Source organism: Pantoea septica (assembly GCF_002095575.1).
GTDB lineage: Bacteria > Pseudomonadota > Gammaproteobacteria > Enterobacterales > Enterobacteriaceae > Pantoea > Pantoea septica.
Map to the genome: position 1 here is coordinate 53933 of NZ_MLJJ01000001.1, position 25298 is coordinate 79230.

At 59.0% G+C, this 25298-nt stretch carries 20 protein-coding genes, 1 tRNA gene and 1 other RNA gene; 10 read left to right on the forward strand and 12 right to left on the reverse strand.

The window, feature by feature from the left end; all coding sequences use genetic code 11:
- Position 1: 1 nt before the first annotated feature.
- From efeB to HA46_RS00280, 4 genes are all read left to right on the forward strand, one after another.
- The gene (efeB, locus tag HA46_RS00265) at positions 2–1276 is read left to right on the forward strand and encodes an iron uptake transporter deferrochelatase/peroxidase subunit (protein WP_084881846.1); all 1275 of its coding nucleotides are present in this window, start codon (positions 2–4) and stop codon (positions 1274–1276) included.
- A 505-nt stretch (positions 1277–1781) separates the two neighbouring features.
- Complete coding sequence (gene phoH, locus HA46_RS00270) at positions 1782–2570, forward strand: phosphate starvation-inducible protein PhoH (protein WP_033789541.1); 789 nt, start codon at positions 1782–1784, stop codon at positions 2568–2570.
- 183 nt (positions 2571–2753) lie between these two features.
- Positions 2754–3740, forward strand: coding sequence for a hypothetical protein (locus HA46_RS00275; RefSeq protein ID WP_084881847.1), 987 nt, complete (start codon positions 2754–2756; stop codon positions 3738–3740).
- Between the two features lie 5 nt (positions 3741–3745).
- Positions 3746–4462: a hypothetical protein gene (locus HA46_RS00280; RefSeq protein WP_084881848.1), complete on the forward strand. Its 717-nt coding sequence runs from the start codon at positions 3746–3748 to the stop codon at positions 4460–4462.
- A gap of 27 nt (positions 4463–4489) precedes the next feature.
- Here HA46_RS00280 and HA46_RS00285 read toward each other — a convergent pair.
- Both HA46_RS00285 and HA46_RS00290 read right to left on the reverse strand, forming a co-directional pair.
- A non-coding RNA gene (locus tag HA46_RS00285) (RtT sRNA) lies at positions 4490–4618 on the reverse strand.
- A gap of 221 nt (positions 4619–4839) precedes the next feature.
- A tRNA-Ser gene (locus tag HA46_RS00290) sits at positions 4840–4927 on the reverse strand.
- Between the two features lie 242 nt (positions 4928–5169).
- On the opposite strand from HA46_RS00290, the gene phoA reads away from it, so the two are divergent.
- A complete protein-coding gene (phoA, locus tag HA46_RS00295; protein ID WP_084881849.1) occupies positions 5170–6594 on the forward strand; it encodes an alkaline phosphatase in 1425 nt (474 codons plus the stop codon).
- Between the two features lie 42 nt (positions 6595–6636).
- On the opposite strand, the gene mfd is transcribed toward phoA, so the two are convergent.
- On the reverse strand, positions 6637–10080 hold the full coding sequence (gene mfd / locus HA46_RS00300; protein WP_084881850.1) for a transcription-repair coupling factor: 3444 nt from the start codon (positions 10078–10080) through the stop codon (positions 6637–6639).
- A gap of 102 nt (positions 10081–10182) precedes the next feature.
- Complete coding sequence (locus tag HA46_RS00305; protein WP_084881851.1) at positions 10183–10392, reverse strand: hypothetical protein; 210 nt, start codon at positions 10390–10392, stop codon at positions 10183–10185.
- Between the two features lie 222 nt (positions 10393–10614).
- Between HA46_RS00305 and lolC the strand changes: the two genes are divergently transcribed.
- The 4 genes from lolC to cobB all read left to right on the forward strand — a co-directional run bounded on the left by lolC (position 10615) and on the right by cobB (position 14680).
- A complete protein-coding gene (lolC, locus tag HA46_RS00310) occupies positions 10615–11814 on the forward strand; it encodes a lipoprotein-releasing ABC transporter permease subunit LolC (protein ID WP_033789583.1) in 1200 nt (399 codons plus the stop codon).
- Positions 11807–12511, forward strand: coding sequence for a lipoprotein-releasing ABC transporter ATP-binding protein LolD (gene lolD / locus HA46_RS00315; protein ID WP_033789585.1), 705 nt, complete (start codon positions 11807–11809; stop codon positions 12509–12511). The genes lolC and lolD overlap by 8 nt, the downstream gene beginning before the upstream one ends.
- Positions 12511–13755 carry a lipoprotein-releasing ABC transporter permease subunit LolE gene (gene lolE, locus HA46_RS00320; protein ID WP_033789586.1) on the forward strand — a complete coding sequence of 415 codons (1245 nt, stop codon included), beginning with the start codon at positions 12511–12513 and terminating at the stop codon, positions 13753–13755. The genes lolD and lolE overlap by 1 nt, the downstream gene beginning before the upstream one ends.
- Before the next feature lie 91 nt (positions 13756–13846).
- Entirely contained in the window at positions 13847–14680 is an 834-nt protein-coding gene (cobB, locus tag HA46_RS00325; RefSeq protein WP_033789588.1) for a Sir2 family NAD+-dependent deacetylase, read from the forward strand.
- A gap of 274 nt (positions 14681–14954) precedes the next feature.
- Here cobB and potD read toward each other — a convergent pair whose 3' ends face one another.
- The 4 genes from potD to potA are packed head-to-tail and all read right to left on the reverse strand — an operon-like array spanning position 14955 to position 18738.
- Positions 14955–15998, reverse strand: a complete 1044-nt coding sequence (gene potD / locus HA46_RS00330; RefSeq protein ID WP_084881852.1) for a spermidine/putrescine ABC transporter substrate-binding protein PotD — start codon at positions 15996–15998, stop codon at positions 14955–14957.
- A gap of 10 nt (positions 15999–16008) precedes the next feature.
- Positions 16009–16782, reverse strand: coding sequence for a spermidine/putrescine ABC transporter permease PotC (gene potC, locus HA46_RS00335; RefSeq protein ID WP_033789592.1), 774 nt, complete (start codon positions 16780–16782; stop codon positions 16009–16011).
- On the reverse strand, positions 16779–17639 hold the full coding sequence (potB, locus tag HA46_RS00340) for a spermidine/putrescine ABC transporter permease PotB (RefSeq protein WP_033789594.1): 861 nt from the start codon (positions 17637–17639) through the stop codon (positions 16779–16781). Before potB ends, potC begins: the two co-directional genes overlap by 4 nt.
- Positions 17623–18738, reverse strand: a complete 1116-nt coding sequence (potA, locus tag HA46_RS00345) for a spermidine/putrescine ABC transporter ATP-binding protein PotA (RefSeq protein WP_033789596.1) — start codon at positions 18736–18738, stop codon at positions 17623–17625. The genes potB and potA overlap by 17 nt, the downstream gene beginning before the upstream one ends.
- Before the next feature lie 293 nt (positions 18739–19031).
- Between potA and pepT the strand changes: the two genes are divergently transcribed.
- Entirely contained in the window at positions 19032–20261 is a 1230-nt protein-coding gene (pepT, locus tag HA46_RS00350) for a peptidase T (RefSeq protein WP_033789598.1), read from the forward strand.
- Positions 20262–20504: 243 nt separating this feature from the next.
- Here the strand turns inward: pepT and HA46_RS00360 are convergent, their stop codons facing one another.
- From HA46_RS00360 to purB, 4 genes are all read right to left on the reverse strand, one after another.
- Positions 20505–21632, reverse strand: coding sequence for a ribosomal protein uL16 3-hydroxylase (locus HA46_RS00360; RefSeq protein WP_084881853.1), 1128 nt, complete (start codon positions 21630–21632; stop codon positions 20505–20507).
- Positions 21633–21689: 57 nt separating this feature from the next.
- Complete coding sequence (gene phoQ / locus HA46_RS00365) at positions 21690–23150, reverse strand: two-component system sensor histidine kinase PhoQ (RefSeq protein WP_084881854.1); 1461 nt, start codon at positions 23148–23150, stop codon at positions 21690–21692.
- Complete coding sequence (phoP, locus tag HA46_RS00370) at positions 23150–23818, reverse strand: two-component system response regulator PhoP (protein WP_033789602.1); 669 nt, start codon at positions 23816–23818, stop codon at positions 23150–23152. The genes phoQ and phoP overlap by 1 nt, the downstream gene beginning before the upstream one ends.
- A gap of 103 nt (positions 23819–23921) precedes the next feature.
- The gene (purB, locus tag HA46_RS00375; RefSeq protein ID WP_033789603.1) at positions 23922–25292 is read right to left on the reverse strand and encodes an adenylosuccinate lyase; all 1371 of its coding nucleotides are present in this window, start codon (positions 25290–25292) and stop codon (positions 23922–23924) included.
- Positions 25293–25298 lie beyond the last annotated feature (6 nt).

A 25298-nucleotide genomic window follows, 5' to 3' on the forward strand; every position in this document is an offset into this window, starting at 1 on the left:
TATGAGTCGTCAACAGGATGAGGCGCAGCCCGCAAGGCGGCGCCTGTTAAAAGGGCTGGGACTGTTGGGCGGCGCGGCCGCCCTGAGCGGCGGCTGCCCGTTCCACGCGGCGGCCGACAGCTTCTCTCCCGGTACGGTTGCGCCCGACGCGCGACGCCAGGTGCACCCCTTCTACGGAGAGCATCAGGCAGGCATTATCACGCCGCAGCAGGCGTCGATGATGCTGGTCGCCTTTGACGTGCTGGCCAGCGATAAGGCCGATCTGGTGCGCTTGTTTCAGCTGCTCACCGCGCGCATCGCCTTTTTGACCAGCGGCGGTCCGGCGCCGGCGGTGACCAATCCTAAGCTGCCGCCGATGGATTCAGGTATTTTGGGTGCGCAGATCGCGCCGGACAATCTGACGATCACGGTTTCGGTAGGCGCGTCGCTGTTCGATGAGCGTTTTGGCCTGCAGGCGCTGAAGCCGAAGAAGCTGCAAAGCATGACGCGCTTTCCCAACGATTCGCTGGATGCCGCCCAGTGCCATGGCGATCTGCTGCTGCAGATCTGCGCCAACACCCAGGACACGGTGATCCACGCGCTGCGCGATATCGTGAAATACACGCCCGATCTGCTGGGCGTGCGCTGGCGGCGCGAAGGCTTTATCGCCGATCACGCCGCGCGCAGCCAGGGGAAAGAGACGCCCATCAACCTGCTGGGCTTCAAGGACGGCACGGCCAATCCCGACACGCAGGATAAGCCGCTGATGGATAAGCTGCTGTGGATAACGGCGGATCAGGACGAGCCGGCGTGGACGCGCAGCGGCTGCTATCAGGCGGCGCGGATTATCCGTTTCCGCGTAGAGATGTGGGACCGCACCCCGCTCGGCGAACAGCAGGCCATTTTCGGCCGCGACAAGCTGAGCGGCGCGCCGCTGGGCATGCAGCACGAGCGTGACGTGCCGGACTATACGAAAGATCCGGAGGGTGAGGTTATCGCGCTGGACGCCCATATCCGCCTTGCCAATCCCCGTACGCCCGAGACGGAGAGCAGCCTGATGCTGCGCCGCGGCTACAGCTATTCGGCGGGCACCACCGCATCGGGGCAGCTTGATATGGGACTGCTGTTCGTTTGCTATCAGCACGACCTCGAAAAAGGCTTTATCACGGTACAGAAGCGGCTTAACGGCGAAGCGCTGGAGGAGTATGTACGTCCCATCGGCGGCGGCTACTTCTTTGTTTTGCCGGGCGTTCCCGACGCTAAGCACTATCTGGCGCAGCCGCTGCTGGAAGCCTGACGCCCTCTGCGCCGCCGCATCAGCGGCGCGGTTTCTGCGCGCTGCGCAAAATATTTGTTGCCCGCCTGAAAATCTAATCCCCTGATTGTTATAAGAAAGGCTTTTTGTACCGGCCTGCCGGCTGCTGTTATTTCTGAATTCTGGGCTTAGTCGTAAAATTAATGTTGCCAACTCTGTTAAAATTAGTGCAGTTTAATGGATAAGCGTGTTGTATCGCAGACTGGAGTCGCGCATGGGAAGGTCCTTTACAGGACAGACAGTTTCACCTCAGGTTCCACACTCTTCAGCGAGGGCATGCGCGCCTTCGACAGCCTCTTCTTCTTTATCAAATTGTTTCTCTATCTTCGATTTTACCGGTGTGCCTTTGCGCCTCGGCGCGGCGACACATCTTTATCAACGGTACGTCATGGCTCGAAAGGAAGCCAATCAAACCTCTAAAGCGTTCAGTTAATCGTGGCGGGCAGCGGCCCAACGCGAAAAATGAAACCAACTGTAAGGTGCGACTATGGGAAGACAGAAAGCAGTGATCAAAGCGCGTCGCGAAGCCAGAAGGGTGCTTCGTAGTGACTCTCGCAGTCATCGTCAGCGCGAAGAAGAATCGGTCACTTCGCTGGTGCAGATGAGTGGGCTGGATGCAATCGGTATGGCGCGCGACGTGCGCGACCGTTCGCCGATCGCCGCCAGGAACGATGCTCAGGCGCACTATCTCCAGGCCATAGAATCGAAGCAGCTGATCTTTGCAACCGGCGAAGCTGGATGCGGTAAAACCTGGATCAGCGCCGCGAAAGCGGCAGAGGCCCTGATACATAAGGATATCGACAGGATTATCGTCACGCGTCCGGTGCTACAGGCCGATGAAGATCTGGGATTCCTGCCAGGGGATATCTCAGAAAAATTCGCCCCGTACTTCCGGCCGGTCTACGACGTTCTGGTTAAACGTCTTGGCGCTTCCTTTATGCAGTACTGTCTGCGACCCGAAATCGGCAAGGTGGAAATCGCGCCTTTTGCCTATATGCGCGGTCGTACCTTTGAAAACGCGGTGGTGATCCTCGATGAGGCGCAAAACGTGACCGCGGCCCAGATGAAGATGTTCCTGACGCGCCTTGGCGAAAACGTCACGGTGATTGTTAACGGCGATATTACCCAGTGCGACTTGCCCGCTGGGGTCTCTTCCGGTCTCGCGGACGCGCTGGCGCGATTCGAAGAGGACGAGATGGTCGGCATTGTCCGCTTCGGCAAAGATGACTGCGTGCGTTCGGCGCTTTGTCAGCGCACGCTGCATGCGTATGGTTGATTAATTTAAGTAAGTCTGTGTAGCAAGCAAAACCCGGCGCAAGCCGGGTTTTTTTATGGTTACCTTTCCAAATGACGCTTTGTTTTATTTTACAAGGGGTATCACTCAGGCAAAAGCAGAATGCGATAACGCTTTCTGGTTTGGTAAAATCCCCAGTCTGATAACGCCTGGAGAAAGAGATTGATGGAAGGAAACTTAATTTTCTGTTCAGATGCCATACTGCGGTTTCAGTCTACTTACGATGAAACATCGGCGGTTCCCTTGCTCTCCATACAGAACGCAGTAGCCAGCGCTGATCCTTTCTTTCTTCTTCGTTTTTTCCGCCACGATGTTCTGATAGAAGAAGGAACAACGCTGGCAAGCATTTTTCTGGCGATAGAGCCCTGGAAAGCATTGTTAGCCGCTTTCCTTGATAGAAATATTGGCGCTTATATCGATGAAGTCAGAAAACCGTCGGGAACCGCTACATGGGATATAGAATGGATTGGAATCGACCGCCATAGTTCAGTTTACCGCGCTTACCAGTATCAGGACCGGGAAGAAGAGGATCTTACAAGCTATTTCAACCGTGAGCGCATTCCGACCGAGGAGTTTGAGATAGAGACGAGTTGTAATGCTTCCGGCTTCATTAAGGGGGATGAAGAGCGCTGGAGCATCAGCGGCGACATTCATGAAGTTAAAAATCTGCCTGTCATCCTTTATACCAAACAGGTGTTAATTGATTTCGCAAAAGATAAATTGCTGAACAAAAATGTATCAGGTGTGAAAAATGCAGGGCATAGCAGCTTCGTTTATGGCGACACCTCTTTTTGTTTTAGTGAAGTCATGGAAGCTATTTTCATTAACGGCCTCTTTTTTTATGCGCCTGAGGATGGCGCCAGCAGTCTTAATGAACTTAAAGCCAGCCTGGCTGGATTGGAATACGAACTGACTAAAGAATCTGACGTAGCTATGGTCGATAACAAATCGGATAATGAGCCTGCCATCATTATTGCCGAGGGTGCTTTCGACTCGGTTACTACGCATATAGAATCAGAAACTGAAGAGTGGCACTCCATTAAGAATGTATGCCAGCGCGAGGGGACATTACCTGTACGTATTGGGCGTATCAAAATGGCAGAGCCTCCAGAGCTACGTCTGTGCGGTGAAATCCTTAACATAAAGAAATGAATATAATGAATATCACAGATACTATTAAAGATTTTTGGTTGTTCGATGACCACTTGAAAGCTATTACGGGGCCTTTACTTGTTGCTGCTGCTTTATGGCTGGCTCGCTTAATAAAGCGTCTTTGCTTTCCTTTTTTCTTCATTTTCAAAATAAACCTTTCATCTGGTTTTATTAGTCTACCTGTAGAAGATAAAGTGAGTGCGCTGCAGATAATTAGTGAATTTAATGATGCTGATGGAAAATATAATATTTTAATGAAGGAGCTAAAACTTAAGCAGTATGGGCTGTTTTATCCGCTGCCTATATTGAGGGTGGTATTTGACTATATTTATGATAATAATGTTCGAATGAACAGTACAGGTTTTTTATCCTTCCTTGACTGCAATCAAATTTTCAATTATAACCGGGAGGAAATGCCTGTTTGTTCATTAAAAAAATTGACGGTTCACATAGTTTCTTATACTCTGTTTCTTGCTTTTTTGGCGTGGTATAGTGTTGGTGTTTTTAATTCAATTGTTACCCTTTATCACTCCACTGTGAATTTCATAAATATATCCACAATAATTTTAATGTTCATCATTATCATTATGATATTATGGTTTTCCTATATTTTTATTGAAAGTTTCGTTTCTCTTTTTTGGGCAGTATCTTTTTCAAAAAAATTGAGAAGATATGCTGTTTTAAGAGAGCAAGTGAAACTCATTAAAAAATATGAGCAATAAAATTTCGTGCCCATATTTTTTTATTTATGGCGGTGAGAGGGGGATTGACTCGCTGCGCTCGCCCTGCGGGCAGCGTCGCAGGCTCCGCTGTCCAACGGGCTGCGCCCGTTGTCGAACCCCGGCGGGGGTTCTCATACCCCTCTCATCAAGGAATATGCAAAAAAAAATGCCTGAACATCAGTTCAGGCATTTTCTTGAATTTGTGGCGGTGAGAGGGGGATTGACTCGCTGCGCTCGCCCTGCGGGCAGCGTCGCAGGCTCCGCTGTCCAACGGGCTGCGCCCGTTGTCGAACCCCGGCGGGGGTGCTCATACCCCTCTCATCGAGGAATATGCAAAAAAATGCCTGAACATCAGTTCAGGCATTTCCTTGAATTTGTGGCGGTGAGAGGGGGATTCGAACCCCCGATACGTTGCCGTATACACACTTTCCAGGCGTGCTCCTTCAGCCACTCGGACACCTCACCACATTTTCCGCTGACCTTGCTGGGTCAACGGGGCGCTACTATAGGGAGTCGGCCCAAAAGGGTCAAGCACTATTTTTCTCTTTTTTTCTATCCGCTTAAGCTCTGTTCGAATCGATTTATCCCTGCGCATTACGGCCAGATTGTCATCAAAAAGAAATCTTGCAGCCACAAAAATGTCACCAAAGCATCACAGACTTAACCCCTGAAACTTCTGGTAAATTTTTCTCATAAAGGAATACAAGATGAAACCGATGCGCCTTTTTACCTTTTCGCTGCTCGCCTCGCTGGTTAGCTTATCCGTGCACGCTGAAACCGCCGGCGCGCCTGCAGACGCAGGCTACTCGCGTGCCGCCGCGGGCGACATTACCCAGCATGGCGGGGCGCGTCGCCTGACCGGCGATCAGACCGAGGCGCTGAAAGCGTCGCTGCGCAACACTACGGCGAAAAACGTCATTCTGCTGATTGGCGACGGCATGGGCGACTCGGAAATCACCGCGGCGCGTAACCTGGCGGAGGGCGCAGGCGGCTTCTTTAAAGGCATTGATGCGCTGCCGCTTACCGGCCAGTACACCCATTACTCGCTGGACAAGAAAACCCATAAGCCGGATTACGTGACCGATTCCGCCGCATCCGCCACCGCCTGGGCCACCGGCACCAAAAGCTATAACGGCGCCATCGGCGTTGACGTCAACGGCAAGGATCAGCAAACCCTGCTTGAGATCGCCAAAGCGGCAGGCAAAGCGACCGGCAACGTCTCCACCGCAGAGCTGCAGGACGCCACGCCCGCCGCGCTGATGGCGCACGTCACCAGCCGTAAATGCTACGGCCCGGAAAAAACCAGCGAGCTATGCGCCGGCAACGCGCTGGAGCAGGGCGGTAAAGGCTCGATTAGCGAACAGATACTGAAAACCCGCGCCGACGTGGTACTGGGCGGCGGCGCGAAATCCTTTAACGAGGTGGCGAAAGCGGGCGACTATCAGGGGAAAACCCTGCGCGAGCAGGCGCAGGCGCTGGGGTATCAGCTGGTGAGCGACTGGCAGGGACTGAGCGCCGTTACCGTAGCCGACCAGGACAAACCGCTGCTCGGCCTGTTTGCTGAGGGCAATATGCCGGTGCGCTGGAAAGGGCCGAAGGCGAGTCACTATGGCAATATTGATCAAGCGGCGGTGACCTGCGAGGTGAATAAAGATCGCCCGGTCGCCACCCCGACGCTGTCGCAGATGACCGCCAAAGCGATCGATCTGCTCAAGAGCAATCCGAACGGATTCTTCCTGCAGGTCGAAGGCGCGTCGATAGATAAAGAGGATCACGCGGCGAACCCGTGCGGCCAAATCGGTGAAACCGTGGATCTCGACGAAGCGGTGCAGCAGGCGCTCGCGTTTGCGCGTGCAGAGGGCAATACGCTGGTGGTAGTGACGGCAGATCATGCGCACAGCAGCCAGATCATCGCCAATGGGACGAAGGCGCCCGGCCTGACGCAGGCGCTAAACACCAAAGACGGCGCGGTGATGACCATCAGCTACGGCAACTCCGATACCGATTCGCAGGGCCACACCGGCACGCAGCTGCGCGTCGCGGCCTACGGCCCCTGGGCGGCTAACGTGGTGGGGCTGACCGATCAGACCGATCTCTTCTTTACGCTGCGCGATGCGATGGCGCTGAAGTAAGAAAAGGAACGTCTCCCGCTCGCGGGAGACGTTGTCGCATCGTTAAATGCGGTTTTCTCGCAGCTGCGCCATAAAGTTCTGCACCCACTCCATACGCAACTTGCGCTCGGCCAGATCGCGCGTAAAGCGCAGTCGGGTCGGGCCATCGAGCTTCCACTGCTGCGGATCTTTCTGTAACAGGCTAATCAACCAGCCGGGATCGACGCTGTTCTGCGGCGCAAAGTCGAAGAAGCCGCCTTTGTCGCTGACCTCTATCTTGCGAATGCCGAGGGTGCGCGCCACCAGCCGCAGCGTGGCGATATCCAGCAGATTGCGCGCCGCGTCCGGCAGCACGCCGAAGCGGTCGATCATCTCCACCTTCAGCTCCTGCAGCTCCTCTTCGCTGTCGGCGCTGGCGATGCGCTTGTAGAGCGACAATCGGGTATTAACGTCGGGGATAAACTCCTCCGGCAGCAGCGCGGGCATGCGCAGCTCGATTTCGGTCTGATTGCTGGTGAGATCCTCCAGCGACGGCTCGCGCCCCGCCTTCAGCGCCTCTACCGCATTCTCCAGCAGCTCCATATAGAGCGAAAAGCCCAGCGTTTCCATCTGGCCGCTCTGCTCTTCGCCCAGCAGCTCGCCCGCACCGCGGATCTCTAGATCGTGCGTGGCCAGCGCGAAGCCCGCGCCGAGATCCTCCAGTGAGGCGATCGCCTCCAGGCGCTTCTGCGCGTCGCTGGTCATCGCCTTGGGATGCGGCGTTAGCAGCCAGGCGTAGGCCTGATGGTGCGACCGCCCGACGCGGCCGCGCAGCTGATGCAGCTGCGCCAGGCCGAAGTGGTCGGCGCGCTCGATGATGATGGTGTTGGCGGTCGGAATATCGATGCCGGTCTCAATAATGGTGGTGCAGACCAGCACGTTGAAACGCTGATGGTGGAAGTCGTTCATCACCCGCTCAAGGTCGCGCTCGCGCATCTGGCCGTGGCCGATGGCGACACGCGCCTCCGGCACCAGTTCCGTCAGTCGCTGCGCCGCCTTTTCGATATTCTCGACGTCGTTATAGAGGTAGTAAACCTGACCGCCGCGCAGCACTTCGCGCAGGATCGCCTCGCGCACCACCAGCGCGTCGTACTCGCGCACGAAAGTCTTCACCGCCAGGCGGCGCGCCGGCGGTGTGGCGATAATTGACAGGTCGCGCATGCCGCTCATCGCCATGTTCAGGGTGCGCGGGATCGGCGTCGCGGTGAGCGTCAGAATATCGACGTCGGCGCGCATCGCCTTGATGCGCTCTTTATGGCGCACGCCGAAGCGGTGCTCTTCATCGACGATCAGCAGCCCTAAGTCGTGCCACTTCAGATCGCTCATCAGCAGCTTGTGGGTGCCGATCAGGATATCGATCTTGCCTTCGCTCGCTGCCTGCAGCACCTGCGTCTGCTCTTTGGCGCTGCGGAAGCGCGACAGCATTTCGATGCGCACCGGCCAGTTGGCGAAGCGGTCGCGGAAGTTGTCGTAGTGCTGCTGCGCCAGCAGCGTGGTCGGCACCAGCACCGCCACCTGTTTATGGTTCTCTACCGCCAGGAAAGCGGCGCGCATCGCCACTTCGGTTTTGCCGAAGCCGACGTCGCCACACACCAGACGATCCATTGCCAGCGGCTGGCACATGTCGCTCAGCACCGCGTTGATCGCCTGCGCCTGATCCGGCGTGGTTTCAAACGGGAAGCTCTCGCAGAAAAGCTGATACTGCTCGCGATCGTGCTTAAAGGCGTAGCCCGCTTTCGCCGCGCGCTGGGCGTAGATATCCAGCAGTTCGGCGGCGACGTCGCGCACTTTCTCCGCCGCTTTCTGCCGCGCGCGCGTCCAGGCGTCGCTGCCCAGCTTGTGCAGCGGGGCGTTTTCATCCGCGCCGCCGGCGTAGCGGCTGATGAGATGCAGCGAGGAGACCGGCACGTAGAGTTTGGCGTCGTTAGCGTAAGAGAGCATCAGATACTCCGCCATGATGCCGCCCGCTTCCAGCGTGGTCAGGCCGATATAGCGTCCGACACCGTGCTCCAGATGCACCACCGGCTGTCCGGGCGTCAGCTCGGCCAGGTTGCGGATCAGAATATCGGGGTTGATGGTGCGGCGCGTATCCTGGCGGCGGCGGCTGACGCGTTCGCCCAGCAGATCGCTTTCGCAGATCAGGGCGCGGTCGCGCTGCGTATCGATAAAGCCGCGCTCGCTGGCGCCGATCATCAGGGTATAGCGCTCGCCGTTCGTCTCATCGAAGCGCCTTACCGTCTGCGGACGCAGCTTAATGCGCGCCAGCAGCTCCTGCAGGCTTTCGCGGCGGCCTTCGCTCTCGACCGAGAAGGTCACCTGACCGCTGAAGTCGTCGAGGAACTGGCGGAGCGGATCGAGCGGCGCTTTGGCCTGCGCCTGCACGGCGATATCGGGCAGCGGCTGGTAGCCGAGACTGGTGTTGCCCGCTTTCTCAGGCAGCGCCTCGTTGGTCATCTGCATGCGCGGCCAGCGGTTCAGCTCGCCCAGCAGCGCATCCGGCCGCAGCCAGAGCGCGGTCGGCGTCAGCAGCGGCCGCATGGGATCGACGCGGCGGTTTTCATAGCGCGCCTCTACGTCCTGCCAGAAGCGCTCCGCGCTGCCGTTAAGATCGCCGCAGTTCACCACCAGCGTATTGTCGGGCAGATAGCTGAACAGCGTCGGCAGCTCCTGCTCGAAGAAGAGCGGCTGCCAGTATTCAATGCCGGCGGGCAGGGTCCCTTTGCTCACCTGCTGATAGATATGCTCCGGCTCGCGGCGCACGTCGAACAGCTCGCGCCAGCGAGTGCGGAACAGCTCGATCGCCGCTTTGTCGGTAGGGAACTCGTGAGCCGGCAGCAGATTAATCGCCGGCACCGCTTCCAGCGTGCGCTGGCTGTCGACGTCGAACAGCCGCAGGCTGTCGATCTCGTCGTCGAAAAAGTCGATGCGGTAGGGCTGCTCGCTGCCCATTGGAAAGAGATCGAGCAGCGCGCCGCGCGTAGCGTATTCACCATGCTCCATCACCTGGTCGACGTGGCGATAGCCCGCCTGTTCCAGCTGGTCGCGCAGGCGATCGCGCGACAGCTTCTGTCCCTGTTTCATCACCAGCGCGTGGCCGTGTAAAAAAGGGTGCGGACAGACGCGCTGCATCAGGGTGTTCACCGGCATAATCAGCATGCCGCGCGTCATGGTCGGCAGCTGGTAAAGCGTCGACAGACGCGCCGAAATAATGTCCTGATGAGGCGAGAAGCTGTCGTAGGGCAGCGTTTCCCAGTCGGCGAGATGGCTGACGGGGAGATCGGTGAACTGGCGGATCTCGTCCAGCAGGCGCAGCGCGGTTTGCATATCGGGGGTAATCATCAGCACCGGACCGGCGTGGCGCTCGGTAATGCTGGCGCACTCCACCGCGTGCGCGGCGCCGATCAGCTGACCGAGCTGGCGACGATCGCCGGGTTTTACGGGCAGGGCATAGCGGGTCTGTTCGGACATGGGATCTTGTGGTTCTCTCCATTTTTTCCAGGGCGTCATGATTCCACATTACGCCCTGGCGATCACCTGCTGCGACGGTTTTTCCTTTGCGCGGTGGCCGAGTTATTTAGCGGATGGTTGGGCATAGTGCATGCGCGGACGATCGACGTTCGCCCAGCTCAACTCCATTTCCAGATGGTAGCTGTGGTTGCCGTCGTCCCACTTGACGTAGTAGCCGGTGGGCGCGTCTCCCTGTTCAAAAACGTTAACAATCTCGCCTTTTATCTCTCCCGATTTGTGTTTCACAATGCTGCCTTTGGGATATTTGAACATGGTGTTTCCTCCAGCGCCTCAGGAGCACGTTGCTGACTCCATCTTATAGTGTAGCCTAACCGGGCGGCAGGCGATTAAACGTACAGACGGGCGCGCCGGGATTTCTTTTTGACGAAAATCGGCCACACTTTGCCGCGTACTCAGAGGGTTAGAGGTTTCATAAACCGAACGCCTCCTTTATCATCACTGGTCTACTTTCAGGCAACTGCCAAGACGGAATACATGTATCAACCTGTCGCGCTATTTATCGGCCTGCGCTATATGCGCGGGCGAGCATCGGATCGCTTTGGTCGCTTCGTTTCCTGGCTCTCCACTATCGGCATCACGCTCGGCGTGCTGGCCCTGGTCACCGTGCTGTCGGTGATGAACGGCTTTGAGCGCGAGCTGGAGGGCAATATTCTCGGCCTGATGCCGCAGGCGCTGGTCACCAGCGAGAAGGGCAGCATCAACCCGCAGCAGCAGCCCGCAGAGAGCCTTAAGCTGGCGGGCGTCAGCCGCATGGCGCCGCTCACCACCGCCGACGTGGTGTTACAGAGCGCGCATAACGTCTCGGTCGGCGTCATGCTCGGCATTCAGCCCGACGAAAAAGATCCGCTTACGCCCTATCTGGTCAACACGCCGCAAAGCGTGCTGCAGTCGGGCCAGTACAACGTTATCCTCGGCGAACAGCTGGCGACGCAGCTTGGCGTCAAGCGCGGCGACGAGCTGCGCCTGATGGTGCCGTCCGTCAGCCAGTTTACCCCGATGGGGCGCGTGCCGAGCCAGCGTCTCTTCACCGTGGCGGGCACTTACGCCGCCAACAGCGAGGTGGACGGCTACCAGATTCTGGTCAACCAGCAGGACGCCTCGCGCCTGATGCGCTATCCGGCAGGCAACGTCACCGGCTGGCGACTGTGGCTGGATAAACCGCTGGCGGTGGATGCGCTGAGCCAGCAGGCGCTGCCTGCCGGACTGGTGTGGAAAGACTGGCGCGAGCGCAAAGGCGATCTTTTCCAGGCGGTGCGCATGGAGAAGAACATGATGGGCCTGCTGCTGAGCCTGATCGTCGCCGTCGCCGCCTTTAATATTATTACCTCGCTCGGCCTGCTGATCATGGAGAAGCAGGGCGAGGTGGCGATCCTGCAAACCCAGGGGCTGACGCGCCGGCAGATTGTCGCGGTCTTTATGGTGCAGGGCGCCAGCGCCGGGATTATCGGCGCGCTGCTCGGCACGCTGCTGGGCGTGCTGCTGGCCAGCCAGCTCAATAATCTGATGCCGGTCATCGGCCTGTTTTTAGATGGCGCGGCGCTGCCGGTCGACATCAATTTCTGGCAGGTCGTGACCATCGCCGTCACGGCGATGGCCGTCGCGCTGCTGTCGACGCTCTATCCCTCCTGGCGCGCCGCCGCCGTTCAACCCGCTGAGGCTTTACGTTATGAGTAACACCCCTTTGTTGCAGTGCCGCGAGCTGTGCAAACGCTATCAGGAAGGCAGCGTGCAGACTGACGTGCTGCGCAACGTCACCTTTAGCCTGCAGCCCGGCGAGCTGGTGGCGATTGTCGGCAGCTCCGGCTCCGGCAAAAGTACGCTGCTGCATCTGCTGGGCGGCCTGGACGCGCCGACCGCCGGCGATGTGGTGTTTGACGGCCAGTCGCTGAACGCCATGTCCTCTTCCGCCAAAGCGTCGCTGCGCAACCGCGAGCTGGGCTTTATCTACCAGTTCCATCATCTGCTGCCCGACTTCAACGCGCTGGAGAACGTGGCGATGCCGCTGCTGATCGGCAAAACCGGCAAGGCGGAGGCGCAGCAGCGCGCGCGCGAAATGCTGGCGGCGGTGGGGCTGGAGAAGCGCGCGCATCATCGTCCGTCAGAGCTGTCGGGCGGCGAGCGTCAGCGCGTCTCTATCGCCCGCGCGCTGGTGAACCGCCCGCGCCTGGTGATGGCGGATGAGCCGACCGGCAACCTCGACGCGCGCAACGCCGACGCCATTTTTGAGCTGCTGGGCGAGCTGAATGTCCGTCAGGGCACCGCCTTTCTGGTGGTGACGCACGATCTGCATCTGGCGAAACGCCTGTCGCGCCAGATGGAGATGCGCGACGGTCAGTTAAGCGAGCAGGTGACCTTAGCAGGAGCGCTCTGATGGGTTCGTCGTTATCCCTGCTGTTAGGGCTGCGTTTTAGCCGCGGCCGCCGCGGCGGCGGCATGGTGTCGCTGATTTCGATCATTTCCACCCTCGGCATCGCGCTGGGCGTGGCGGTGCTGATCATCGGCCTGAGCGCCATGAACGGCTTCGAGCGCGAGCTGAACAACCGCATTCTGGCGGTAGTGCCGCACGGCGAGATCGAAGCGGTTAATCAGCCGTTCCGCAACTGGCAGTCGCTGATTGCGCCCGTAGAACAGGTGCCCGGCATCGCCGCTGCCGCGCCCTATGTTAACTTCACCGGGCTGATCGAGAGCGGCGCAAAGCTGCAGGCGTTGCAGGTGAAAGGAGTCGATCCGGCGCAGGAGCCGCGCCTTAGCGCGCTGCCGCAGTTCGTTGAGGGCGACGGCTGGAAAACCTTCGCCGCCGGCAAACAGCAGATTATTTTAGGCGGCGGCATCGCCCGTACGCTGAACGTCAAGCAGGGCAGCTGGATTACTATCCTGATCCCCAACAATGACGGCGGCACGAAGCTGCTGCAGCCGAAGCGCATTCGTCTTCAGGTGAGCGGCATTCTGCAGCTGAGCGGCATGCTGGACCACAGTCTGGCGCTGGTGCCGCTGGCGGACGCGCAAAATTACCTCGATATGGGTGACAGTGTCACGGGCATCGCCCTGAAGATGCAGGATCCCTTCCAGGCGGTGAAGCTGGTGCGCGATGCGGGCGAGGCGACCCACGGCTACGTCTATATTCGCAGCTGGATCGGCACCTTCGGCTATATGTACCGCGATATTCAGATGATCCGCGCCATTATGTATCTGGCGATGGTGCTGGTGATTGGCGTAGCCTGTTTTAATATCGTTTCGACGCTGGTCATGGCGGTGAAGGATAAAAGCAGCGATATTGCGGTGCTGCGCACCCTGGGCGCGAAAGATGGGCTGATCCGCGCCATCTTTATCTGGTACGGCCTGCTGGCCGGGCTGCTCGGCAGCGTCAGCGGCGTGGTCATCGGCGTGCTGGTGGCGCTTAATCTTACCCCCCTGGTGCGCGGGCTGGAATCGCTGACCGGCCATCATTTGCTGGCGGGGGATATCTACTTTATCGATTTTCTGCCATCGGAGCTGCACTGGCTCGACGTCGGCTCCGTGCTGCTGACGGCCATCGTGCTGAGCCTGCTGGCGAGCTGGTATCCGGCGCGGCGCGCCAGCCGCATCGATCCGGCGCGCGTGCTGAGCGGGCAGTAACCCGGCGAAAACGGCGGCATCGCGCTGTCATACGCGGCCGCTACACTTGAGGTTTCTGGCGGCGACCCGACGCCGCCCATAAGGAGTTTTTATGCGCACACCGCGTCGACGCTTGCGCCTCGCCCGCTATAAGAAGACCCGCCGCAAGGTGCACCAGCGTTTTCGCCAGCGTATTTTCGAGCGCGATCGCCAGGCGGAGCTGGCGTCCCATCCGCAGCCGTTCGTGGTGGTTTTGACCGGCGCGGGCATTTCGGCCGAGTCGGGCATCCAGACGTTTCGCGCCGCCGACGGCCTGTGGGAAGAGCATCGCGTAGAGGATGTGGCGACGCCGGAGGGCTATCGCCGCGATCCTGAGCTGGTGCAGCGTTTTTATAACGCGCGCCGTCGCGCGCTGCAGTCCAGCGAGATCCAGCCCAACGCCGCGCACAAGGCGCTGGCCGAGCTGGAGCAGGTGCTGGGCGATAACTTTTTGCTGGTCACGCAGAATATCGACAATCTGCACGAGCGCGCAGGCAACAGTCGCGTGCTGCATATGCACGGTGAGCTGCTGAAGGCGCGCTGCACCGGCAGCGGGCAGGTGATTGAGTGGAGCGGCGATCTCACCACCGACGATCGCTGCACCTGCTGCCAGTTTCCTGCGGCGCTGCGCCCGCATGTGGTGTGGTTTGGGGAGATGCCCATCGGCATGGAGGAGATTTATCATGCGCTGGAGCAGGCGGATCTTTTTATCGCTATCGGCACCTCCGGGCATGTCTATCCGGCGGCGGGCTTCGTGCATGAAGCCAAATTGCAGGGCGCGCATACCGTGGAGCTGAACCTGGAGCCGAGCCTGGTGGGCAATGAGTTCGCCGAGCGTCACTATGGGCTGGCGAGCCAGGAAGTGCCGCAGTTTGTGGATGGTTTTTTGCGGAGTTTGTATAAGTAAGTGCAGTAAAAAGCTGCTGTGGGACAGGCGCTCACTACGGGTGACTGGGCCCGATCGCAAAGACGCAAAAGCGGCATCCCTGCCGGCTCGGCCCGCGCGGTTACGCCCCTCATCCTTGAGGGGCGCCCGTAAACGGGCCAACGCGCTGCGTTGTTCAAAAACGCTCCCGGCGTTTTTGTCCTTGTCGCGGGACGCTTTGCTCTTCGGTCCCAGTCACCCGCTGTTAAGCTCTGGCGTGGCTGTCAGGCGACAATCCCTGCTCCCTGCCTTTTTGTTATCGACCCGCCTTTAGCTTCTGGAACAGCGTCTCATACTGTACGCTGGCGTCGCCAACATCGTTCTGCCATTCGCCATTCTGGATCACCTCGGCGGAAGGGTAGAGCGACGGATCGCCTGCCACCGCTTTCGGCAGCAGCGCCTTCGCAGCGAGGTTCGGCGTCGGGTAGCCGATGGTTTCCGCCACCTTCGCCGCCACGTCGGGACGCAGCAGGAAGTTAATCAGCTTCAGCGCGCCCGCCTTGTTTTTCGCGTTGGCCGGGATGGCCAGGTTATCCATCCAGAAAATCCCGCCCTCTTTCGGCCAGACCACCTCCAGCGGCGTGCCCGCCTGACGCGCCACGTAAGCGGAACCGTTCCAGATCATGCCGAGATTCACTTCCCCTTCCATATAGGGGTTGCCGGGATTGTCGGAGTTAAAGGCGAGCACGTTCGGCATCAGCTTCTTCAGCTCTTCATAGGCGGCGTTGATCTCTTTTGGATCGCGCGTGTTGCCGGAGAGACCCAGCTTGCGCAGCGCCATCTGGAACACCTCGCGCGCGTCGTCGGTCAGCAGCAGGCTCTGCTTATACTCCGGCTTCCACAGGTCGGCCCAGCTCTGCACCGACTTCGCGTCGACCGCGTCGGTATTGACGCCGATCGCCGTTGCGCCCCAGATATAGGGGATCGAATAGTCGTTATTGGGATCGAACGGCTTGTTCAGCAGGTTTGGATCGAGGTTTTTAAAGTTGCTGAGCTGCGCCTTGTCAATCTTCTGCAGCATGCCTTCATTGCGCATCTTCGCCACGAAGTAGGTCGAGGGCACCACCAGATCGTAGGCGCCGTCTTTCCAGGTCTTCAGCTTGGCGTACATGCTCTCGTTGGACTCGTAGGTCGAGTAAATCACCTTGATGCCGGTCTCTTTGGTGAACTGCTCCAGCAGCCCCGGCGGCACATATTCAGTCCAGTTATAGAAGTAGAGCGTGTTGCCGTCGTCCGCCTGCGCGCCCTGCATGCCCAACGCCAGCGCCCCAGCCGCCAGCCAGTGAGACCATCTCTTCATCATCAATCCTCTATTTGGTTTTATCTCGGAGCAACAGCTGGCTGACGCCGACCAGCAGCAGCGACAGCAGCAGCAAAATCGTCGCCAGCGCATTCACCTCTGGCGAGACGCCGACTTTCACCATCGAATAGATCTTCAGCGGCAGGATCTCAAAGGTCGGCCCGGTGACGAACGAGGAGACCACCACGTCGTCCATCGACAGGGTAAAGCTCAGCAGCCAGCCCGCCGCCACCGCCGGCATCGCCAGCGGCAGAATAATTTTACGCAGAATCGTGGTTTCGCTGGCACCCAGATCCTTCGCCGCTTCCAGCATGCGCACGTCAAAACCCTTCAGCCGCGAGTAGACGGTAATCACCACGAAAGGCAGACAGAAAGTAATGTGCGAAAAGAGCAGCGACCAGAAGCCGAGCGAAATGCCGAGCAGCATAAACAGCACCAGCAGGGAGATCGCCATCACGATATCCGGCGACATCATCACCACGAACAGCATGCCGCTGACAAAGGGCTTGCCGCGAAAGCGATAGCGGTAGAGCGCCACGGCGGTGAGCGAGCCGATCAGCGTCGCGCAGCTGGCAGAAAGCACCCCCATCATCAGCGAATGCTGCGCCGCCTGAATCAGGCTATCGTTATTCACCAGCAGGCTGTACCACTGAGTGCTGAAGCCCTGCCAGTTGATGCCGAAGCGCGAGGCGTTGAACGAGTTAACGATCAGAATAGCGATAGGGATATAAAACCAGGCGTAAATCGCGGCCATAAAGCCGCCGCGTAGCAGGCGTGCGATCATTCCAGCTCCACCTTTTTATTCAGCAGGCGCGCGGCGCGCCAGTAAAACAGCAGCATTAGCCCCATCAGCAGCGTCATCACGATGCTGGTCGCCGCGCCGAACGGCCAGTCGCGGATGTTGAGGAACTGGCTCTTGATGACGTTGCCGATCAGCAGATTTTTCGCGCCGCCCATCAGGTCCGCCACGTAGAACAGCCCCATCGCCGGGATAAGCACCAGCAAACAGCCCGCGACGATGCCCGGCATGGTCAGCGGCAGAATAATGCGGAAAAAGGTCTGCGTTTTGCTGGCGCCGAGGTCGCGCGCGGCTTCCAGGCAGGTACGATCCAGCTTTTCCAGGCTGGAGTAGAGCGGCAGCACCATAAAGGGCAGCAGAATGTAGATCAGGCCGAGGACCACCGCCTGCGGCGTATACATGATGCGAAACGGCGTCTCGATAACGCCGAGCCACAGCAGAAAGTCGTTCAGCCAGCCGCGCGTGCTGAGAAAGATTTTCAGCCCGTAAATGCGGATCAGGGAATTGGTCCAGAAGGGCACAATCAGCAGGAACAGCATCAGCGGCCGCAGGCGCGCCGGCAGCTTCGTCAGGCACCATGCAAAGGGATAGCCCAGCAGCAGGCAGCAGAGCGTGGCGATAACCGCCATATTGAGCGAGTGGAGCAGCACCTCGGCATAGAGCGGATCGAGCAGCCGCGTATAGTTGCTGAGGGTAAACGCCATGCGAACGAAGTGCGCGTCGTCGCGCGTCAGAAAGCTGGTGACGAAGATCATCAGGTTCGGCAGCAGCACGAACAGCGCCAGCCAGCCGACGATCAGCGCCGTGACGCCTTTCTGGAAACGGTTACGCATCAGCTTCATAGGGCAGCACCACCTCCCAGCTGGGAACCCAGTTCACCGCCATCTTTTGATTCAGAGAGTGATCGAAGTCGGGATCGTCCTCGTTAAAGAATTCGCTGACGGTCACCAGCTTGCCGTTTTCCAGCTCGACGGTCGATTCCAGCGTCATGCCTTTGTAGTTGCGCTCGCGCACGTAGCCGATCAGGCCTTCCACCGCCTGGTCGCTGTGCACCTCGTCGACGCGCAGATCCTCCGGACGCAGCAGCACATGCAGGCGATCGCCGACGCTGACCGGGAAGGCGCAGTGAATATCGCATTCGCGGCCTTCCACGCGGGCGCGCACGCGCGGCGCGGCGCTGGCGTCGAGGACGTCGGCGTCAAACACGTTGATCTCGCCGATAAAGCGCGCCACGAACAGATTCTTCGGCTCTTCGTAGATTTCGCGCGGCGTGCCGTCCTGCTCGATCTTGCCGTCGCGCATCACCACGATGCGATCGGACATGGTCAGCGCCTCTTCCTGGTCGTGCGTCACGAACACGAAGGTGATGCCGAGCTTGCGCTGCAGCGCCTTCAGCTCGTTCTGCATCTGCTTGCGCAGCTTGTAGTCGAGCGCCGAGAGCGACTCGTCGAGCAGCAGCACTTTGGGGCGATTCACCACCGCGCGCGCGATGGCGACGCGCTGCTGCTGGCCGCCGGAAAGCTGATGCGGACGGCGATCGGCGAAGCTTTCCAGCTGTACCATCGCCAGCGCTTCGCTGACGCGCGCGGCGATCTCCGCATTCGGCGTTTTCTGCATGCGCAGGCCGAAGGCGACGTTTTCAAAGACCGACATGTGCGGGAAGAGCGCATAGCTCTGAAAGACGGTGTTGACGTGGCGATGCTCGGCGGGCGTATCGGTGATATCGCTGTCATCCAGCATCACGCGGCCGCTGTCGACCTCTTCCAGCCCGGCGATCAGCCGCAGAATAGTGGTTTTGCCGCAGCCCGACGGACCGAGCAGGGTGATGAATTCGCCGTGGTCGATGGTCAGGTTGAAGTCGCTGATAATCGACTTGCCGTCGAAAGCTTTACTGATGCCAGAAAGCGTAACCAGCGCCTGCTGCGCGCGTGTTTGCGTCATTTTAGTCACTCAGTCGGTAATAGGGTCGAACAGGTTACAGCATAGCCGTTTACGTCGGCCAGCCAGCGAGAGGGCGCGATGATACCTGAAAAACAGGGCAATGCCATGTTTTAGCGGTGAAAAGAGGCGATCGGGCCGTTATCCGCCAACCTGACCACTGATGTTACCAGCTGTGTTAAAAGTTTCTTCTGCAAACGCGCGGGGCGGGTTAACCTGTCAGATAATGATATGACGCAACATGCGTCGGACGCGACTATTGATAATGATGGTCGGCTTCTCTTGAAGGATGGCATATGGATCAGTTACTTGAACGTTTTTTAAGTTACGTGGCGATAGAGACGCAGGCAAAACCGCAGGCGCGTCAGGTGCCCAGCAGCGAAGGGCAGTGGACGCTGGCGCGCAAGCTGCAGGAAGAGCTGATTGCGCTTGGTTTTATCGACGTCTCGCTCAGCGATCACTGCTGCGTGATGGGCACGCTGCCTGCCAACGTCGACTGGCCGACGCCGGTGATCGGGTTTATCTCGCATATGGATACGTCGCCCGATTTTACCGCGAAGAATGTGAACCCGCAGATTATTGAGAACTATCGCGGCGGCGATATCGCGCTCGGCACGGGCGAAGAGGTGCTGTCGCCGGTGATGTTCCCGATCCTGCATAAGCTGATCGGCCATACCCTGATCACCACCGACGGTAAGACGCTGCTTGGCGCCGACGATAAGGCGGGCATCGCCGAGATCATGACGGCGATGGCGCGCCTCGCTAAAAGCGATATTCCGCACGGCGCCATTCGCGTCGCCTTTACTCCGGATGAAGAGATTGGCCGCGGCACTTCGCACTTCGACGTCGAGGGTTTCGCCGCCGACTGGGCCTATACCATCGACGGCAGCGATCTCGGCGAGTTCGAATATGAGAACTTCAACGCGGCCTCAGCGGTGGTGAAGATCGTCGGCAATAACGTGCACCCCGGCTCGGCGAAAGGGGTGATGGTGAACGCGCTCGATGTGGCGACGGCGTTTCATGCCGAAGTGCCGGCGAAAGAGCGCCCGCAGTTTACCGACGGCTACGAGGGCTTTTACCATCTGCATCAGATCAAGGGCACGGTAGAGCACGCCGAGCTGCAGTACATTATCCGCGATTTCGACACCGACGCGTTTGAACAGCGCAAACAGGTGCTGACGGCGATTGCCGAGCGCATTAACGCCGGGCTGCATAAAGACTGCACCGTCACGGTGGAGATCACCAACAGCTACCGCAACATGCGCGAGAAGGTGGAGCCGCACCCGCATATTATCGAGCTGGCGCTGCAGGCGATGCGCGACTGCGGCATCGAGCCGAAGGTGAAGCCGATTCGCGGCGGCACCGACGGTTCCGCGCTGTCGTGGAAAGGACTGCCGTGCCCGAATATCTTTACCGGCGGCTATAACTACCACGGCAAGCACGAGTTCGCCTCGCTCAATATTATGGCGCAGTCGGTGGATGTGATTGTACGGCTGGCGGAGCTGGCGGCGGAGAGAAAAGGGTAAAAAACGTCTCCGTCAGTAGGCGCAGCGCTTACGCGGGTGGCGTGGAGCGCTCGCAAAGTCGCTAAACGCATCCCTGCTCGCTCGGCCCGCGTAGCGACGCACCTCATCCCTGAGGTGCGCCCGTTACCGGGCCAACGCGCTGCGTTGTTTAAAAACGCTCCCGGCGTTTTTATCCCTGGCGCGGGACGCTTTGCTCTTCGCTCCACGCCACCCGCGTTTTAGCTTTTGAGTCGTCTGGTGGTTCTACTCAGCGTCGCCAAAGTACCAGTACCCGGCGTTAACCAGCGCGGCAAGCTGCGCCAGCAGCGACGGGTCATCCAGCGTCTCGCCGAAATCCTCCAGGCTCAGCGTCTGACGACGCGCCAGCGCCTTCAGCACTTCCGGCTGCGAACACTCGACGCGCTCGCCGTTGACAAATACCGCGTCGCCAATAGTCAGCACGCGCAGGCCGCCAAGACGCGACAGCGTATCGCCCTGCTGCAGCGCATCGTAAATCTCATCGGGCTGATAGGGCGGCTCCGGCGGCGCGACGTCCAGCTCATGACGCGACTGGGAGATGAACTCCCCGAACCAGCTGGCGAAATGCTCCGGCTGGTCGATCACGTCGAGCATCACCTTGCGAATGCCTTCGATCTCCTGCGGCAGAATCTGCGACGGGCAGTCGCGCGCCGGCACGTCAGGATCGCTGTAGCGATAGCTGCCCAGCTCGCGCGCCAGCACGTAGTCGGCGAAGCCGCTGATCAGCTCGCGGCCGCTCGGTGCGCGGAAGCCGACAGAGTAGTTGATGGCGTTCTCCAGCGAATAGCCTTCATGCGGGAATCCCGGCGGAATATAGAGAATATCGCCAGGCTCCATCTCTTCATCGATAATGGCGTCGAACGGCTCCACCTGCAGCAAATCGGGATGCGGGCAGTGCTGCTTCATCGGCACTTTCTCGCCGACGCGCCAGCGCCGACGGCCGGTGCCCTGAATAATAAACACGTCGTACTGATCGAAGTGCGGGCCGACGCCGCCGCCCGGCACGGCGAACGAAATCATCAGATCGTCGATGCGCCAGTCAGGCAAAAAGCGGAACGGGCGCATCAGCGCCGCAGAGGGCTCATGCCAGTGGTTCACCGCCTGCACCAGCAGCGACCAGTTGTTTTCGCCCAGGTGATCGTAGCTTTCGAAAGGACCGTGGCTCACCTGCCACTTGCCGTCGTTATGGCTGACCAGACGGCTGTCCACCTCATTTTCCATCGCCAGTCCGGCCAGCTCGTCAGGAGAGATGGGATCGACAAAGTTTTTAAAACCGCGCTTAAGCAGCACCGGGCGTTTTTGCCAGTAGCGCTGAATAAAGTCGGGCCAGTTAAGATCGAGCTGATAGTCCATAGGGTCGTTCCATGCAGGGCTGTAAATGCAGCCAAGTATAACAGCCTGCGCGCCTTTCTACTCGCGGCGATGTTCGACTTCCTGTTGGCGGAAGATCACTTCCATACGCGCGCCGCCCAGCGAGCTGGATGTGGCGATAATCTGGCCCTTATACTGCTCCAGAATATCGAGCGCTACCGCCAGGCCCAGCCCCTGGCCGGGGCGCAGCGTATCGGCGCGCTGGCCGCGCACGAAGACGAGATCGCGCTTGCTTTCGGGAATGCCGGGGCCATCGTCGTCGATAAACAGATGCAGCGCCTGGTCGGTCTGCCGCGCGCTCACCTCGATAAACTCCAGGCAATACTTGCAGGCGTTGTCCAGCACGTTGCCCAGCACTTCCATAAAATCGTTTTTATCGCCGATAAAGGTCACCTCGGGCGACACGTCCAGCGTAATCTCCACGCCTTTGTGCTGATAGACTTTATTGAGCGCCGAACAGAGGCTGTCGAGCAGCGCCGACACCGGATGCAGGTCGCGCAGCAGCGGGTTGTGGTCCGCCTGCATGCTGGCGCGGTGCAGGTAGTAGCCGATCTGCTGCGAAATACGGCTGATCTGCTCCAGCATCACCGGCTCGGCCTGCTCGATGGTGAGATCCTTGCCGTTACGCAGCGAGCGCAGCGTGCTTTGCAGCACCGCCAGCGGCGTTTTCAGGCTGTGCGTCAGATCGGAAAGGGTGGTGCGGTAGCGCGTATAGCGCTGGCGCTCGTTGCTCAGCAGCAGATTGAGATTGCGCACCAGACTGCGCAGCTCCTGCGGCGGCGCATCGTCGAGATTCTCGCGCTGGCTGGTTTCCAGTTCTCGTATCTGCGTGGCGAGATGACCGATCGGGCGCAGGCTCCAGTGCGCGGCCAGCCACAGCAGCGGGATTACCAGAATCAGGTTGGCGGCCAGCACGTAGCTGAACCAGGACCAGACCACGTCCGAATGCTGCAGCTCCTGCGGAATCGAGTCCACCACCACGATGGTCAGCGCAGGCAGGTTAGTGGTGGCGTCATAGCGGTTGACCGCGACGGAGTGGGTAAAGGTGTCGTTACTGTCGTTATCGATGGCGTGCAGCCGCTTCTGCGCCGACAGATCGTTGCCAATCGCCATGGCGCTGGTGCGATTGCTGGTGTCGATTTCGTAGAAGTCGGGCTTCAGCAGCCACTGGTGCTGGATTTTGGCGCGGATCTCCGGCACGTCGCGCTGCTGCCACAGCAGCTTGCCCTGTTCGTCGTAGATGAACACCAGCGTCGGGAAGTTAAGCGTCATGCGCTCCGGCTGCGCGATGGTCAGGCGGTTATTTTGCCACTGCGCCAGGGTAAAGAAGAGATTGCTTTCGCCCCGCATCACGCGATAGGTATTCTTATCGAAGCTGACCACGTAGCCGAGCACCGCCACCATACCGTAGGAGAGCGAGAGAAACAGCACGATAGCGGAACAGGCCAGCAAAAAGCGGGCGCGCAGCGACAGAGGACGGTAACGTTGAAACCAGCTCATCAGAGATCGAAGCGGTATCCTTGGCCGCGTACGGTAGTGATCACTTCATCCGCATGCAGCGCCTGAATTTTTTTACGCAGGCGGCCCATCAGCACGTCGATGGTATGGCTTTCGCGCAGTTCGGCATCGGGATAGAGCTGCAGCATCAGGGAGTCTTTGCTCACCACTTTGCCCGCGTTACGGATCAGCGTTTCGACGATGGTGTATTCAAAGGCGGTCAGCTTCACCGGCTGGCCGTGGATAGTCAGCTCGCGACTCGAGAGATCGATTTGAAAGGGCGCCATATCGATGATTTGCGAGGCGTGTCCGCTGTTGCGGCGCATCAGCGCCTGCAGGCGCGCGGCCACTTCTTCAATATGGAAAGGTTTGGTAACGTAGTCGTCGGCGCCTGCTTCCAGCGCTTCGACTTTGGCCTGCCAGCCTTCGCGCGCGGTAAGCACCAGAATCGGCTGCCGCACCGACTGACCGCGCCAGCGGCGGATCAGCGACATGCCGTCTTCATCCGGCAGGCCCAGATCGACCAGCGCAATATCGGGCAGATGCTCCTGTAAAAAATAGTCGGCTTCCTTAGCGTCCTCTGCGGCGTCTACCTGATGGCCCATCTCGCGCAGCTGAACCGCAAGATGATGGCGCAGCAGAGCATTATCTTCCACAACCAAAACACGCATGGATTTTCCTTACTCCCAGAGCATTTAAGTAAAGATAAAGTATACGCAAAAACATTTAAACAACAGCTTAACGCAGGCGGATCCGGCCCGCCTGCGTCTGCGCTTATTTCAGGTCGTCGACCATCTGCACGGCGCGGCCGAGATAGTTAGCCGGCGTCATCTGCTTCAGGCGCGTCTTTTCCTCTTCCGGCAGCGCGAGGCTGTCGATAAAGGTCTGCATGCCCGCCGCGTCGACGCGTTTGCCGCGCGTCAGCTCTTTCAGCTTCTCGTAAGGCTTCTCGATGCCGTAGCGGCGCATCACGGTCTGGATCGGCTCCGCCAGCACTTCCCAGTTATGATCCAGCTCGTCCAGCAGACGCTCGCGGTTCACTTCCAGCTTGGAAATGCCTTTCAGCGTCGCCTGATAGGCGATCAGCGCGTAGCCGACGCCGACGCCGAGATTGCGCAGCACCGTTGAGTCGGTGAGGTCGCGCTGCCAGCGCGAAACCGGCAGCTTGCTCGCCAGATGCTGCATCACCGCGTTCGCCAGGCCCAGATTGCCTTCGGAGTTTTCGAAATCGATCGGGTTGACCTTGTGCGGCATGGTGGAGGAGCCGATTTCGCCCGCGATGGTTTTTTGTTTGAAGTGGTTGAGCGCGACGTAGCCCCAGATATCGCGATCGAAGTCGATCAGGATGGTGTTGAAGCGCGCCATGCAGTCGAACAGCTCGGCGATATAGTCGTGCGGCTCGATCTGGGTGGTGTAGGGGTTCCAGGTTATGCCCAGCGAGGTGACGAACTGCTCGCTCAGCTGGTGCCAGTCCACTTCCGGATAGGCGGCGATATGGGCGTTGTAGTTGCCCACCGCGCCGTTGATCTTGCCCAGAATCTCGATTTTGCTCAGCTGGCGCTGCTGACGCTCCATGCGGTAGGCGACGTTCGCCATCTCTTTGCCCATGGTAGAGGGCGTAGCCGGCTGGCCGTGCGTGCGCGACAGCAGGGGAATATCGCGGTATTCGTGCGCCAGGCGCTTAACCGCGTCGATAATCTGCTGCCAGTAGGGCAGGATCACGTCCCGGCGCGCGCTTTCCAGCATCAGCGCGTGCGACAGGTTGTTGATATCTTCGGAGGTGCAGGCGAAGTGGATGAATTCCGACACCGCGTGCAGCGCCGGTATGCTTTCGACTTTCTCTTTGAGAAAATATTCGACCGCTTTTACGTCATGGTTGGTCGTGCGCTCAATGGTTTTGATGCGCGCCGCATCCTCTTCGCTAAAATTAGCGACGATTGCATCGAGGAAAGCGTTTGCGTCAGCGTCAAATGCAGGAACTTCCTTGATCTCTGCGGTGGACGCCAGTTTCTGTAACCAGCGTACTTCAACCTCGACGCGGAACTTCAGCAAACCGTATTCGCTGAAAATCGCGCGCAGCGGGCTGACTTTATCGCCGTAACGACCATCGACGGGTGAGACGGCGGTCAGAGAGGATAATTCCATCAGTGC